Origin of the sequence: Brevibacterium luteolum (genome assembly GCF_025147615.1) — a bacterium.
GTDB classification, from domain to species: Bacteria; Actinomycetota; Actinomycetes; order Actinomycetales; family Brevibacteriaceae; genus Brevibacterium; species Brevibacterium luteolum.
Genome location: NZ_JALXPM010000003.1, coordinates 1 through 13,500 on the forward strand (window position 1 = coordinate 1; position 13,500 = coordinate 13,500).

Annotated in this window: 11 protein-coding genes; 3 read left to right on the forward strand and 8 right to left on the reverse strand. The window is 69.0% G+C overall.

Features of this window, described 5'->3' with window-relative positions; all coding sequences use genetic code 11:
• Window positions 1-330 precede the first annotated feature (330 nt).
• Window positions 331-2,160, reverse strand: coding sequence for a proline--tRNA ligase (locus M3C25_RS01180; RefSeq protein WP_259854628.1), 1,830 nt, complete (start codon window positions 2,158-2,160; stop codon window positions 331-333).
• A 230-nt stretch (window positions 2,161-2,390) separates the two neighbouring features.
• Between M3C25_RS01180 and M3C25_RS01185 the strand changes: the two genes are divergently transcribed.
• Together M3C25_RS01185 and M3C25_RS01190 are read left to right on the forward strand one after the other, a co-directional pair.
• Entirely contained in the window at window positions 2,391-3,299 is a 909-nt protein-coding gene (locus tag M3C25_RS01185; RefSeq protein ID WP_170273436.1) for an SDR family oxidoreductase, read from the forward strand.
• A gap of 19 nt (window positions 3,300-3,318) precedes the next feature.
• Window positions 3,319-3,720: an Hsp15 family ribosome-associated heat shock protein gene (locus M3C25_RS01190; RefSeq protein WP_311200209.1), complete on the forward strand. Its 402-nt coding sequence runs from the start codon at window positions 3,319-3,321 to the stop codon at window positions 3,718-3,720.
• Between the two features lie 11 nt (window positions 3,721-3,731).
• Here the strand turns inward: M3C25_RS01190 and M3C25_RS01195 are convergent, their stop codons facing one another.
• The 3 genes from M3C25_RS01195 to M3C25_RS01205 all read right to left on the reverse strand — a co-directional run bounded on the left by M3C25_RS01195 (window position 3,732) and on the right by M3C25_RS01205 (window position 8,163).
• The gene (locus M3C25_RS01195) at window positions 3,732-4,607 is read right to left on the reverse strand and encodes a GNAT family N-acetyltransferase (RefSeq protein WP_259854630.1); all 876 of its coding nucleotides are present in this window, start codon (window positions 4,605-4,607) and stop codon (window positions 3,732-3,734) included.
• Window positions 4,608-4,664: 57 nt separating this feature from the next.
• On the reverse strand, window positions 4,665-5,813 hold the full coding sequence (gene ispG / locus M3C25_RS01200; RefSeq protein WP_102162601.1) for a flavodoxin-dependent (E)-4-hydroxy-3-methylbut-2-enyl-diphosphate synthase: 1,149 nt from the start codon (window positions 5,811-5,813) through the stop codon (window positions 4,665-4,667).
• A gap of 145 nt (window positions 5,814-5,958) precedes the next feature.
• Window positions 5,959-8,163: a TRAP transporter permease gene (locus M3C25_RS01205; RefSeq protein WP_239557023.1), complete on the reverse strand. Its 2,205-nt coding sequence runs from the start codon at window positions 8,161-8,163 to the stop codon at window positions 5,959-5,961.
• 26 nt (window positions 8,164-8,189) lie between these two features.
• Here M3C25_RS01205 and M3C25_RS01210 point away from each other — a divergent pair, with 26 nt between their 5' ends.
• Window positions 8,190-8,942 carry a RibD family protein gene (locus tag M3C25_RS01210; RefSeq protein ID WP_259854631.1) on the forward strand — a complete coding sequence of 251 codons (753 nt, stop codon included), beginning with the start codon at window positions 8,190-8,192 and terminating at the stop codon, window positions 8,940-8,942.
• A 23-nt stretch (window positions 8,943-8,965) separates the two neighbouring features.
• On the opposite strand, the gene M3C25_RS01215 is transcribed toward M3C25_RS01210, so the two are convergent.
• The 4 genes from M3C25_RS01215 to M3C25_RS01230 are packed head-to-tail and all read right to left on the reverse strand — an operon-like array spanning window position 8,966 to window position 13,269.
• On the reverse strand, window positions 8,966-9,907 hold the full coding sequence (locus tag M3C25_RS01215) for a lysylphosphatidylglycerol synthase transmembrane domain-containing protein (RefSeq protein WP_259854632.1): 942 nt from the start codon (window positions 9,905-9,907) through the stop codon (window positions 8,966-8,968).
• Window positions 9,904-11,868, reverse strand: coding sequence for a glycosyltransferase (locus M3C25_RS01220; protein WP_259854633.1), 1,965 nt, complete (start codon window positions 11,866-11,868; stop codon window positions 9,904-9,906). The genes M3C25_RS01215 and M3C25_RS01220 overlap by 4 nt, the downstream gene beginning before the upstream one ends.
• On the reverse strand, window positions 11,865-12,284 hold the full coding sequence (locus M3C25_RS01225; RefSeq protein WP_102162268.1) for a 6-pyruvoyl trahydropterin synthase family protein: 420 nt from the start codon (window positions 12,282-12,284) through the stop codon (window positions 11,865-11,867). Before M3C25_RS01225 ends, M3C25_RS01220 begins: the two co-directional genes overlap by 4 nt.
• A gap of 10 nt (window positions 12,285-12,294) precedes the next feature.
• Window positions 12,295-13,269, reverse strand: coding sequence for a zinc-dependent alcohol dehydrogenase (locus M3C25_RS01230; protein ID WP_259854634.1), 975 nt, complete (start codon window positions 13,267-13,269; stop codon window positions 12,295-12,297).
• Window positions 13,270-13,500 lie beyond the last annotated feature (231 nt).

Consider the following 13,500-nt stretch of genomic DNA (forward strand, 5'->3'; position numbering starts at 1 on the left):
GGCCAGCCGAGTCCACGAACGTGTAGACAACGTCATGACCTCATACATCTAGGTGTAGTTCCTGGGGAGACGGGAGTCTCGGTCATGGGTCCTCCAGAACAGGTCATGGGTCCTCCAGAACAGTTGGGTGTCGATGCGACACGCCCAGCCTGACGGCTGGCCCGCTCCCGAGGCGCAGGTCACGTCATGTGCCGACGTCTGGTGTCACCTGTGGTCGTCTGGGGTCGTTGTTCGTCATGAACCTTGACAGCAGACCTTCACGCACATGCACCGGGACAGCACAGCGGCCGGACACGAGTCCGTGTCCCGGCCGCTTTAGATGTGCTCAGCTCAGAGTTCGCCGCGCTTGGCTCCGAGTTCCGCGTACTTCGCGTCGATCGCCTCGACGGTGCGGGCGACAGCGTCTTCGACCGGCACGTCGGTCGCTTCGCCGGTGCGTCGGTCGCGCAGCTCCAGTCTGCCCTCGGCCAGACCGCGGCCGACGACGAGAATCGTCGGCACCCCGAGCAGTTCGGCGTCGCCGAACTTCACGCCCGGTGAGGCCTTCGGGCGGTCGTCGAGGAGGACGCGCACGCCCATCGACTCGAGTTCGGCGGTGATCTTCTCAGCCGCTTCGATGGGCTCTGCGCCCTTGCCGGTGGCGACGATGTGCACATCGGCCGGTGCCAGGTGCTGGGGCCAGATGAGGCCCTTGTCGTCGTGGTTCTCCTCGGCGATGCAGGCCATCGCGCGGGTGACGCCGACGCCGTAGGAGCCCATCGTCACAACCTGGGTCTTGCCGTTCTCATCGAGCACCTTGAGGTCGAGCGCCTCGGCGTAGCGGGTGCCGAGCTTGAAGATCTGGCCGATCTCCACTCCGCGGGCCAGCTCCAGCGGGCCGGAGCCGTCCGGTGCCGGGTCGCCTTCGCGGACCTCGGCGACTTCGAGCACACCGTCGACGGTGAAGTCGCGGCCGAGGATGAGGTCGTAGACGTGGGTGCCGGCCTCGTTGCCGCCGGCCACCCAGCGCGAGCCCTCGCGGGTGATGCGCGGGTCGACGAAGAACCGCACACCGGAGCTGCCTTCGGCGCCGAGCACCTGGTCTTTCAGCGAGGTGCCGGGGCCGATGTAGCCGGCGACGATGTCCGGGTGCTTGGCCAGGTCCTCCGCGCTGGCCGGTTCGAGGTCGATCTCGCCGCTGGAGAGCATCCCGGAGCCGGCGGCCCGGTCGAGGTCGACTTCCCGGTCGCCGGGCAGGCCGATGGCGATGACCTCGCGCCGCCCATCGGGGTGGACGAGGGTGCACATGACGAGCTTCATCATGTCTGCGGCCTCCCATGGGCGGTCTTCGCGGGCGAAGAGCTCGTTGGAGACGTCGACCAGGGAGGCGATGGTGTTCGCTCCCGGGGTCGTCTCCTTGTGTGCGGCAGGCGCATCTGAGGCGTCGAGCGGCTCCCCGATGAGGGTGGTGACGGCTTCGACGTTGGCGGCGTATCCGCCGGCGGTGCGCACGTAGGTGTCCTCACCGACCTCGGAGGGGTAGAGGAACTCCTCGGTGCCCGATCCGCCCATCGCGCCGGAGGTGGCCTCGACGATGACATAGGGCAGGCCGAGGCGCTCGTAGATGCGGATGTAGGCATCGCGCATGATCTGGTAGGAGTCGTCGAGGCCGGCGTCGTCGATGTTGAAGGAGTAGGCGTCCTTCATGATGAATTCGCGTCCGCGCAGCAGGCCAGCCCGCGGGCGGGCCTCGTCGCGGTACTTCGTCTGGATCTGGAAGATGCTCAGCGGCAGGTCCTTGTACGAGGAGTACAGGTCCTTGACGAGCAGCGTGAACAGCTCCTCGTGGGTCGGTGCAAGCAGGTAGTCGGCTTCCTTGCGGTCCTTGAGCCTGAAGATTCCGTCACCGTAGGTCTCCCAGCGGCCCGAGGCCTCATAGGGACCGGCCGGCAGGAGGGCTGGGAAGTGGACTTCCTGGGAACCGGCGGCCACCATCTCCTGGCGGACGATGCTCTCGATGCGGCGCAGCACCTCGAGCCCGAGCGGCAGCCACGTGTAGATCCCTGGGGCGGCACGGCGGATGTAGGAGCCGCGGTGCAGCAGCTTATGGCTGGCGACCTCGGCATCGACCGGGTCTTCTTTCAGGGTGCGCGCAAACAGCGTCGACATCCGCAGGGCCATGAAGGTGTTCTCCCCTAGTTCGTTCTCAGGACGGTCACCTCGGACTCTATCACTGCCGAACCCCGCCCCCGCGCCGCGCAGCAGGCCCTGTCGCACGGCTCCAGGAGACCGCTGGGACACCGGCGCCGAGGTGGTGGTGACCACCGCCTCGGGACCGGTCGCCTTTCCGGCAAGGCAGGTTGTGCATTGAGACCATTGTCCCGGCAGTTGACGCAGACTAGGCTTGAGACATGAATGCAGCAGAGCAGCGCGATCAGCTGAGCTTCCAGAACCCCGTCACCCGCTTCCCCGAGATCAGCCCGCCGAAGCAGCATCAGCCTGAGCCCGGTCTCGATCAGGACCTGAGCCCGCAGACCGATCGCGGGCAGCACTCCTATCGCGGCACCGGCCGGCTCGTCGGCCGCAAGGCCCTCATCACCGGGGCTGACTCCGGGATCGGAGCGGCTGTGGCGATCGCCTTCGCCCGTGAGGGTGCCGATGTCGCGCTGTCGTATCTGCCCGATGAGGAGGCTGATGCGCAGGAGATCAAGGGCTGGATCGAGGAGTCCGGGCAGCGGGCGTTCCTGTTCCCCGGCGATCTGACCGACGCTGACTTCTGCCGCCGGCTCGTCACTGAGGCCGAGCAGGCTCTCGGCGGGCTCAATGCGCTGGTGAACAACGCTGGCAAGCAGATCGCGATCGAGGACTTCGGTGAGCTGGCCGATGAGCAGTGGACGACGACGTTCGCCACGAACATCCACGCGATCTACCGCATCACCCAGGAGGCGATCAAGGTCATGCCGGCTGGGTCGACGATCGTGAATTCGACCTCGGTGCAGGCCTACGATCCCTCCCCGCACCTGCTCGACTACGCCTCGACGAAGGCGGCGATCAACAACTTCACCAAGGGACTCGCCCAGCAGCTGGCCCCGCGCGGCATCCGCGTCAACGCGGTGGCGCCGGGCCCGATCTGGACGCCGCTGCAGGTCTCGGACGGCCAGCCGAAGGAGGCGCTGCCGGAGTTCGGGAAGAACACTCCGCTCGGCCGGGCCGGTCAGCCGACTGAGCTCGCACCGGCGTATGTGTTCCTCACCTCCCCGGAGTCGAGCTATGTCATCGGTGAGACGCTCAATGTCAACGGCGGTCAGCCGACCCCGTAGGCGCTAGGCTGTGGGGACGATGGACATGAGCCCCGACTTCTCGCCTGAGCGCAGTCAGCGCATCGATCTGTGGCTGTGGACGGCCCGGATCTTCAAGACCCGCTCGGCGGCGACAACGGCCTGCCGCGGCGGGCACGTCCACGTCGACGGGCAGCGGGTGAAGGCTGCGCAGAAGGTGCGGATCGGCGATACGGTCCGGGTGCGCAAGGCCGGCTTCGAGCAGATCCTCGTCATCCGCGGCTTCGTCGACCGGCGCGGGCCGGCGTCGCTGGCCCAGCAGCTGTATGAGGATCACACGCCGGCACCGGATCCTGCGCTGCGCGGGTTCACGCCGCGCCGTGACAAGGGTCTGGGCCGGCCGACGAAGAAGGATCGCCGTGAGCTCGACCGGCTGCGCGGCTACCGGTCCTCCGGTCAGTAGACGCCCTCGGGTCAGTAGATGACGGTGGCGTAGGTGCCGATCTGCCGGTAGCCGGCCCGCCGGTAGGTGCGCAGGGCCGGTTCGTTGAAAGCGTTGACGTACAGGCTCACGAGCGGGCTCATCGTCGCCTTGACCTGCTCGGTCACAGCCGCGACAGCCGGGGCGGCCAGACCGCGGCCGCGGAAGTCCGGGTGCACCCATACGCCCTGGATCTGGGCGACCTGCTCGGATCGGATGCCGATATCGGCTTTGAACACCACCTGCTCGGCGGACTCCGGTGCCGGGTAGCGGCGGATCGGCCCGCCGTCAGGGCTGTGGCCACTCGTGATGAGGAAGGTCTCCCCGGCACTCAGCAGTCCGCGCACCCGGTGGAGGTAGCCGGATTTGCCCATTTCGATGGGTGAGAAGCCGACTTCTTCGGTGAACATGTGCACCGCAGCCTCAAAGACGATGTCGATCTCCTCAGGCCGGCCGAGGCGCACCCGACGGTCAGCGGCAGTGTCGGGTTGGCGGTCGGCGATCAGCAACGGCTGCTTGGACCGCAGCACTCTGGGCACACCCCAGGTCAGCCGGTGGTGCAGGTCGAGGACGGCGTTGGCGGGGCCGACGAATGAGCACATGTAGCGGCCGCGGGCATTGAGCATCCGGGCGACAGCGGCATTGCCGCCGGTGGTCGCGGCGACCGGCATGATGGTGCCGCCGATGTAGTAGGCGCTCACCGGCCGGCCGTGGATGAACCAGCCCCACAGCCGTCCGGCAGGCGTGTCGATCTCAGCGCTGCCGGTGTGTTCGAACAGTCGTGCGATATAGGCGTAACCGGCGGGATCAGCTGCGATGATGTCGCGCAGCCACTGGGTGTCCATGGCGCGCAGCGGTGCCAGTGTCACGCCTCCACGTCCTTCCCTGGTGGGGCGACCGGACAGCCTTTCGCAGGGCTGCGCCGGTCAGCCGACGACAACCTCCGGTGGGCCGGCCGGGTCGCCGTTCTCCTCGGCGATCCGCATGGCCTCTTCGATGAGGGTCTCGACGATCTTGGCCTCCGGCACGGTCTTGATGACCTCGCCCTTGACGAAGATCTGTCCCTTGCCGTTGCCGCTGGCCACGCCGAGATCGGCCTCGCGGGCCTCGCCGGGGCCGTTGACGATGCAGCCCATGACGGCCACGCGCAGCGGCACCTCGAGACCTTCGAGTCCGGCGGTGACCTTGTCGGCCAGTTCGTAGACGTCGACCTGGGCGCGTCCGCAGGACGGGCAGGAGACGATTTCGAGTGTGCGCGGCTTGAGGTTGAGGGATTCGAGGATCTGGTTGCCGACCTTGATCTCCTCGACCGGCGGGGCGGACAGGGACACGCGGATGGTGTCGCCGATGCCCTGGCTCAGCAGCGCCCCGAAGGCGGTGGCGGACTTGATGGTGCCCTGGAAGGCCGGGCCTGCCTCGGTGACACCGAGGTGCAGCGGCCAGTCGCCGGCCTCGGCGAGCAGCTCATAGGCGCGGACCATGACGACCGGGTCGTGGTGCTTGACGGAGATCTTGAAGTCGTTGAAGCCGTGCTCTTCGAACAGGGAGGCCTCCCACACAGCCGACTCGACGAGCGCCTCGGGGGTGGCTTTGCCGTACTTCTCCATGATCCGCTTGTCCAGCGATCCGGCGTTGACGCCGATGCGGATCGAGACGCCGGCGTCGGCGGCGGCCTTGGAGATCTCCTTGACCTGGTCGTCGAACTTGCGGATGTTGCCGGGGTTGACGCGCACACCGGCGCATCCGGCGTCGATGGCGGCGAAGACGTACTTGGGCTGGAAGTGGATGTCGGCGATGACCGGAATCTGGCTCTTCTGCGCGATCGCCGGCAGCGCCTCGGCATCATCGGCCGAAGGGCAGGCCACGCGCACGATGTCGCAGCCGGCTGCGGTGAGCTCGGCGATCTGCTGCAGGGTGGAGTTGATGTCGGTGGTCTTCGTCGTCGTCATCGACTGGACGCTGATCGGGGAATCCGAGCCGACTCCGACTTTACCGACCTTGATCTGGCGGGTCTTGCGCCGGGGGGTGAGAACCGGCGGCGGCGGAGCGGGCATTCCCAGGCTGATCGCGGTCACAGACGTCCCTTCAGTTCGACAGCAGATGGCTATCCGGCCTGTGGGGCCGGTGGTCGTTGCTCCCCATTCTAGGCGGGGCATGTGAATGATTGCTGAACCGCTCGTGTGTTCGAGCACACACGAGCGGTCGGCACCCAGACCCAGCCTACGCCTCGCCGGCGGCAGCTGGCCGCTCGGCAGGCGGTGTCGAACCGTCGCGGCGTTTGGCGCGCATGCGCTGCAGGAGCGCCATGAGCACGGCGACGGCGATACCGATGAGCGAGACCCACAGTGCTGGGATGACCATCGCGATGCCGGCGGCGATGAGCACGATCCGCTCCCACCAGTGCAGGTGGTCGAAGAAGTACCCGGCTGTTGCTGCGGAGATCGCCGTCATACCCAGCAGCGCGGTGATGAACACCTGCAGGAAATGCATGACGGTGTCGTCGGTCTGGAAGATCAGGCCCGGTGCGGAGACGAAGACGTAGGGCACGATGAATCCGGCGATCGCCACCCGGAAGGCGGTGACACCGGACTTGAGCGGATTCGATCCGGCGATGCCGGAAGCGGCGTAGGCGGCCAGACACACCGGCGGGGTGATGTCGGCGAGCAGGCCGAAGTAGAACACGAACAGGTGGGCGGCCAGGATCGGGACGTCGAAGTTGCTGACGAGGATCGGCGCGGCCACCGTGGCGGTGACGACATAGTTCGCGGTGGTCGGCAGTCCCATGCCCAGCACCAGGCAGGCGACCATGGTGAAGAACATGACGAGGAAGAAGTTCTCCCCGGCTGCGGTGAGGATGCCGTCGGCCAGGCGGCCGCCGAGGCCGGTGGCGGTGACGATGCCTGCGACCATGCCGGCGGTCGCACAGGCGGCGATGACCGGCAGGGCCACACGGGCACCGGATTCGAGGACCTCGAAGATGCCGCGGATGCTCAGGCGGGTCGACTCGCGCAGAAAGCTGAGCACAAGTGCGGTGCCGATGCCCCACAGTGCGGCCTTTGCCGGAGTGGTGCCGGTCATGAGCATGTAGATGATGACGGCCAGCGGCAGCAACTGGTCGATGCGGGTGAGCAGGTATTTCCAGCTCGGCAGCTGGTCCTTGCGCATGCCGTGGATGCGGTTGCGCTTGGCTTCGAAGTGCACAGCGAGCATGACGCCGGCGAAGTACATGAATGCCGGGATGACCGCCACGAGGATGATCGTCGAGTAGGCGATGCCGGTGTACTCGGCCATGATGAACACAGCCGCACCCATGATCGGGGGCATGATCTGCCCGCCGGTCGAGGCGGTCGCCTCGGTGGCGGCGGCGAACTTCGCCTTGAAGCCGACCTTCTTCATCATCGGGATGGTGAAGGATCCCGATGCGACGGCGTTGGCGACCGAAGAGCCGGTGACGGTGCCCTGCATCGCCGAGGCGACGACGGCTGCCTTGGCCGGCCCGCCGGCGAACTTACCGGTCAGCCGGAAGGCCAGGCCGTTGAAGTAGGCGCCGATGTTGGTGCGCACGAGCACGACACCGAAGAGCAGGAAGAGGAACACGAAGGTCGAGGACACCTGGATCGGGATGCCGAAGATCGAGCGCGAGGAGTACCAGGTCTGCTGGACCATGTTCTGCCAGGTGGTGCCGTGGTACGGCAGGATCGGCGAGTACTTACCGAGCCAGAAGTACAGCAGCGCCAGGGTGGCGATGATGACGATCGGCAGGCCGACGCAGCGGCGGGTGCCTTCGAGGATGAGGAGGATGCCGACGAGGGCGACGGTCGTGTCGAAGTCGCTGTAGCCGAACATCTGGACCTGTACGCCGGTGAGGTAGTCGTAGTTGAGGACCATGTAGGCCGAGCAGCCCATCGCGGCGAACGCGAGGATCGTGTCGAGAACGAGGGAGCCCCAGTACAGTCCCGGTTTGGTGTCCTCGCGCAGGCTCAGGCTGCGGTGCAGGGGGTAGAGCAGGAAGATGAGACCCATCGCGCCGCCGACGTGGATCGCACCCTGGATGAGGGTCGGGCGGGAGCCGGCGAAGGCGGTGTACAGCTGGAACCCGGTGAGGCCGAGCGCAAGGACGAAGATGAGCCAGCGCCACGGACCGAGTTCGGAGTCCACACGGTGGCGGGAGGCGGTGTCGTGCTCGCGCAGCACCTCCTGAGCTTTCTCCTCGGCTTCGGCCGAGCTCATGACGGCGACGTTGCTGGCGTCGACGTCCGGATCGCCGGCGGTCTCTGACGCGGCGCCGTGGTGCTTGGCATCGCGGTAGGCGTCGGTGGCAGCAGCGCCGGGATCGCCGGCGTCATTGCGGTCAGCTGCGCGGCCTGCGGCGGTGCTGCCGCCCTCAGGCTTCTCGTCGTCGCGCGGGGTTCTCGTCGAGTTCATCGGGGTTCTCCGGTGTTCAGGAGTGTGTGGGGCGGGCGCCGGGGGGGGGGGGGGCCCCCCGCCCCCCGCCCCCCCCGGGCCCGGACTACGCAGCGATCACCGCCGGCGCCGAGGTCGTCGCCCAGCTGGCGCAGAGCGCTGACGGATTCATCGCCGCCCGCAGCGGGGATGCGGCGTTCGTCTCCGGGGAGGCCGACCGGGCGCATCTGCACCGGTTGCGCGCCGCTGTCGCCGCAGTCGTCGTCGGCGCCCAGACTGTCGTCGCCGATGACCCGCAGCTGACCGTGCGGGCGGTTGATGGCGAGAACCCGGTGCGGGTGCTGCTCGACCCGCACGCCCGGATCCCGGCCGACCGGCAGGTGCTCACCGATGGGGCGGCCAGGACGCTGTGGCTGGTCGGTCCCGCCGCCGAGGTGCCGGCTGACCTGGCCGCTCATGTCACCGTCGTCCGGCTGCCGCAGACGGGTGGCGTACCGGTGTCGCCTGAGCAGGTGCTGGCGGTCGTGCGTGAGCAGGTGCCGGGTGCGGTGCTCATCGAGGGCGGCGGCCGGACCGTGTCGGACTTCCTGGCCGCAGGTGTGCTCGACCGGCTGTTCCTGACGCTGGCGCCGGTGCTCATCGGCGATGGGGTGCCCGGGCTGCGGTTCTCCGGTTCGCCGGTGATGGCCGAGGCGCTGCGGGTGCCGTTCCGGCGGCACCTGTTCGACGCCGATGTGTGCACGGAGTTCGTCCTCAGCACGGCCGCCCAGCAGCACACATCGGGACTGCTGGAGAGCTGACGCTCAGCCCTGCTGGCGAGCGTTCACCCCTGTTGGCGCGGCCGGCGCAGCCAGTGCCACAGCAGCACGGCCAGACCCGGCAGGGTGGATACGGTTGCCAGCAGCCCATAGGCGGTTGCCGCGCTGACGGCGGATTCGGCGTGCAGTGCCAGGGGCCCGGCGAGCAGTCCGACGGACAGTTCACGGGCACCCCACCCGCCGACGCCGACCGGCAGGCTCATCGCCGCCAGCCCGATGATCGCTACGATCGCCTCAATCCCGTCCCCCAGTGCGCTCATCGCGACGAGGAACAGCGCCACGAGTGCTGCGACGCTCAGCGCAGAGGTCGCCCACACGACCAGCTGCCGGCGGGTGTCCATTCCGCGCATGCACACGAAAGCGGCGATCGCGCATCCGAGGGACACGGTCGCGGCTGCGGCTGCGGCGATGAGCGCCGGCGCGGTGTGCAGCGAGAGGATGACGGCGGCGGCTGCGAAGAGCAGTGTTGTCGCGCTCAGCCGCTCTGCCCCGATCGCCAGGAGCGGTGAGAGCCAGCGGCGGCGCCCGCGGTCGCGGTAGACGGCGGCCCTCACGGCGTCGCCGGCCAGCCCGCCGGGCAGCACCATGTTCGCGAAGCTGGAGGCGTAGCAGTCGGCCAGCGCCCGGCTGAACCCGAGCCGGATCCCGCCGGCGGCGGCGAGCAGGTGCCAGCGCAGGGCCTGCGCCCCGGTGGCTGCGAATCCGAGCACGACGGCGGCGAGGATGCTCACCGGCCCGAGCGCGGTGAATCCGGCGGTGAGCGCCTGCGCGCCGATGAGCCGGGCGGTGATGACGAGCAGCACGACGCTGGCGATCACTGCGAGCACCCGCATCCACGGCCCGCCCCAGGACTGTGTTCGCGTGCGGCTCGGCGCCTCGCCTGCTGGCAAGGCGCGCGAGCCGGTGCGTGTGCGGGCCGCCGCCGAGGTGCCGGGCACCTGGGTCATCGCCCCTCCCCTGGAGTGGTGGGCAGGTCCCCTGGTGTGGTGGGCAGGTCCCCTGGAGTGGTGGGCAGGATGAGCAGATCGCGGTGGTCGACGGTGACGGTGAGTGTCTCGTCAGCCAGCCGGTCGCCCAGCCATGCGGAGAAGAGGGCCGCGGAGCCGGGATCCTGTTCGCTGGCAGCGGTGACGCGGTCGGTGAGGAACCGGGTGAGGAACGCGTGATCCTCACGGGCGCTGAGCTGCCAGGGGCTGGCGGTGGACTGCACACGCATGCCGGCGGCTTCGGCAGCGGCCTGCAGGTGGGAAGCGGCAGCGGCACCGAGCCGTCCCTCGCGCTGCTGATGGGCGGCGAAAGCGCCGGCGATCTGCCGGTCTGCCGGGTGCACGGGGTTGAGGTGCCAGTCGCCGGTGATGGTGAGCAGGAACAGACCCGGCGCCCCGGTCGCTGCCAGCGTGTCGATGAGGGCTGCGGCATCAGCTGGGCGCAGCACATCGAGCACAGCGCTGCCGGTGATGAGGTCGACGGGCCGGCCGACGTCGAGGATGCGCGGCAGTTCTGCGATCGGGGCGCGGCGGGTCTCAGCGCGGCGGGTCTCAGTTGGGCGGTCGGGAGCAGCGCCGATGCGGGCAGCAGCGTGGGTGAGTGCGTCTGGGTCGTCGTCGATGAGCAGCCATGTCCGGTCGGTGATTCCGCGCTCGCCGAACGCGGAGTCGAACCAGAGTGCGGAGTTGCCGGTGCCGGCGCCGATGTCGCAGATCCGCAGCCGTCGGTCTTCAGCAGCCGGCACGGCAGGAGTGGTAGTCATGGCAGGAGCGGCAGGTGCGGTCCCCCGGCGGCCTGCCACCGCCTCGAGCGCGGCGTCGACGAGCGGCAGGGAGGCAGTGCGCGCGGTGTTGTCATACGCGATGCGCATGTCGAGCCAGTCCCCGTGTTCGGGTGAGGACGGGCCAGCCGCAGACGCATCCACTGTACGAGCAACCGCATCGACGGCAGCAAGCAGCGCCGTCGCGGTCTCCTCCCACCCGGGCAAATGCTTGCGGGCGCGCTGCGCCTGCTCCCGCAGCTGGGTGCGTTCGCTCTCATCGCCGAGCCATGTCATGAGCGCCTCGGCCCAGGCTCCCGGTTCCGGTGGCAGAGCCCAGCCTGCCTGCAAAGCCTCCTGTGCGCCGGTGCCTGCGGTGACGAACGCGGGGATGCCGGCGGCAGCGGCCTCGGTGATGACCATCCCGAAGGTCTCGTGGACCGAGGGAAGCAGGAGCAGATCGGCGGCCGCGAGGGCGGCGTCGACGCCGTGTTCGTCGAGTTCGCCGGTGATCTTCCAGCTGCCGGCCGGCAGGCGGGTCAGGGCCTGCCGCAGCTGCTCGGCATAGTCAGGTTCGGTGATCGGGCCGGCGAACACGCAGCTGATCCCGGCATCCGGCATGGCTGCCTGCACGGTGGTGAGCGCTGCGGCCAGCAGCAGCTGGTTCTTCCGTTCCTCGACCGAGGCGAGGCACAGAAGGCGGGTGCCCGCTGCCTCGGGCACGGTGAGCGGACGACGTTCGGTGCCCGGCCGGGCGACGGCGGCACGCAGCCGGTAGAGACCGGCGATGTCCGCGCCGGCGTGCTGGCTGGTGACGATGATGCCATCAGCGGCCTGCAGGCAGGCGCGCTCACGCGCGAGAGCTGCGCCGCCGCCTCGGCCGCGGGGCAGGTGGACGAGCTGCAGCAGCGGGCCGGCGCACACCGGCGGGGTGCGCAGCGCACATCCCAGCAGCCCGTCAAGGACGACCGGGCCGTCGAGTTCGGCGAGCAGGTGGTGCACGCGGGCCTCATCGGCAGCAGACGGGTCGGGCCAGTGACCGGGCACGGAGTGCAGGCGCAGCTGCCCGGCGGCGGCATCGGTGACGGCGCGGTTGTAGCGGGCCCCACCGGAGGCCCGGCCGAGGGCCGGTTCGATCAGGTGGACCGGCCAGGAGCTCATACCTGCCGGGGCCCGGGGTCGGCCGGGTGCAGGGTGGGTGCCGGCGGGACGGTGTAGGTGACCCGCGCGTTGGGGTTCTCGTCCAGGGTCACGGCGATGCTGATGTCGGGCCGGTCGGCGAGTGCTGCGCGCAGGCGGGAACCGATGTGGGCGGCGATGACCTCGGTCGTCGAGATCTTCCCGGCGAAGTCGGGGTGCTCGTCGAGGTTGGCGTACCGCAGCGGGTCGAGGGCTGCAGACAGGATCTCACCGGCCCGGCCGATGTCGAGCACGACGCCGTGGGAGTCGAGTTCGGCGGTCTCGAAGTGCGCCTCGACGGCGAGCGTGGCACCGTGCATGTGCTGCGCCGGGCCGAAGAACGGGTCGGGCAGGCTGTGGGCGATCATGATGTGGTCGTTGATGCTCAGGCGGAACATGGCTCTCCTCTCAGCCGGTCAGGCTGCGGTAGTCGACGATGTGGCACAGGCTGGCGGGGTCAGTGAGCACGCGATCCATGACGACCGGCAGCTCGGACCAGTCGGTGGAACCGGTGATGAGCGCATCGAAGCGCTCGTCATGCAGGGCGTGAAGTGCCTGGCCGAGCCGCTGTGCGCGGGTGCGGCGGGCGCGCTGGCCGGCGGCGACCTGCCCGACCTGACTGGCGATGATCGAAAGGCGGCGGGCGTGGAAGTCCGCGCCGAGCGGCACGCGCGGGGCGTCGGTGCCGTACCAAGAGGCTTCGACGACGGTGCCGTCGTCGCCGGTGAGGGCGAGTGCCGTGGCCAGGCCGGCTTCCGTTCCCGAGGTGTGGATGACGATATCGCAGTCGCCGCTGGCCTCGTCCGGGGTCGCGGTGGACAGGCCGAGGCCGGTGAGCATCTCGCGGCGTGCGGCGTCGGTGTCGATGACCTCCAGGCGGTCAAGTCCCATCCGGTCGGCCAGCAGCGCGGTGGCCGCACCGATCATGCCGGCGCCGATGATGGCCACGCGGTCGCCGAATCGGGGCGGAGCCTGCCACAGGATGTTGATCCCGGTCTCGGCCGCTCCGGCGAGCAGCGCACGCGAGGTGGGCACCGCCTCGGGCACGGGATGCACGTCAGCCGGGCCGACGATGTGGTGGGTGTGGTGCGGCAGCAGCCCGAAGACGCGCTGGCCGAGCTGGTCGGCCGGGCCCTCGTCGATGGTGCCGACGGCCAGATACCCGTAGGAGACGGGGAAGGGGAAGGTGCCGCGCTGAGCGGGGGCGGCCATGAGACCTGCGACGGAGTCGGGGACCCGGCCTTCCCACACGAGGCGTTCGGTGCCGCGGGAGATAGCCGAGGCGGTGGTGCGCACCCGCAGCTGTCCACTGGCGGCGTGCGGTTCGTCGACCGCACGCCAGCGGCCGCGGCGTGCCTCTTCGATCCAGAATTCCCAGGCCATGGTTCCAATGTACGCGCTCGACCTGCAGGTGCGCTCCGCACCGGCGAGTCGGCTTTTCGCAGGTGGGGGCCAGCTCGAAGGGAAAGAACGTGGTCTTGAAGGGAAAGTCAGGAAAGTTATTCATGGTTTCAGGCGCGAAAACCATGAATAGCTTTGCTAACTTTCCGGATCCTCGGGTGTGGCGGGCCTGCGGTCACCTGACGATGTGCGCGGAGCCACACATCTGCTGGG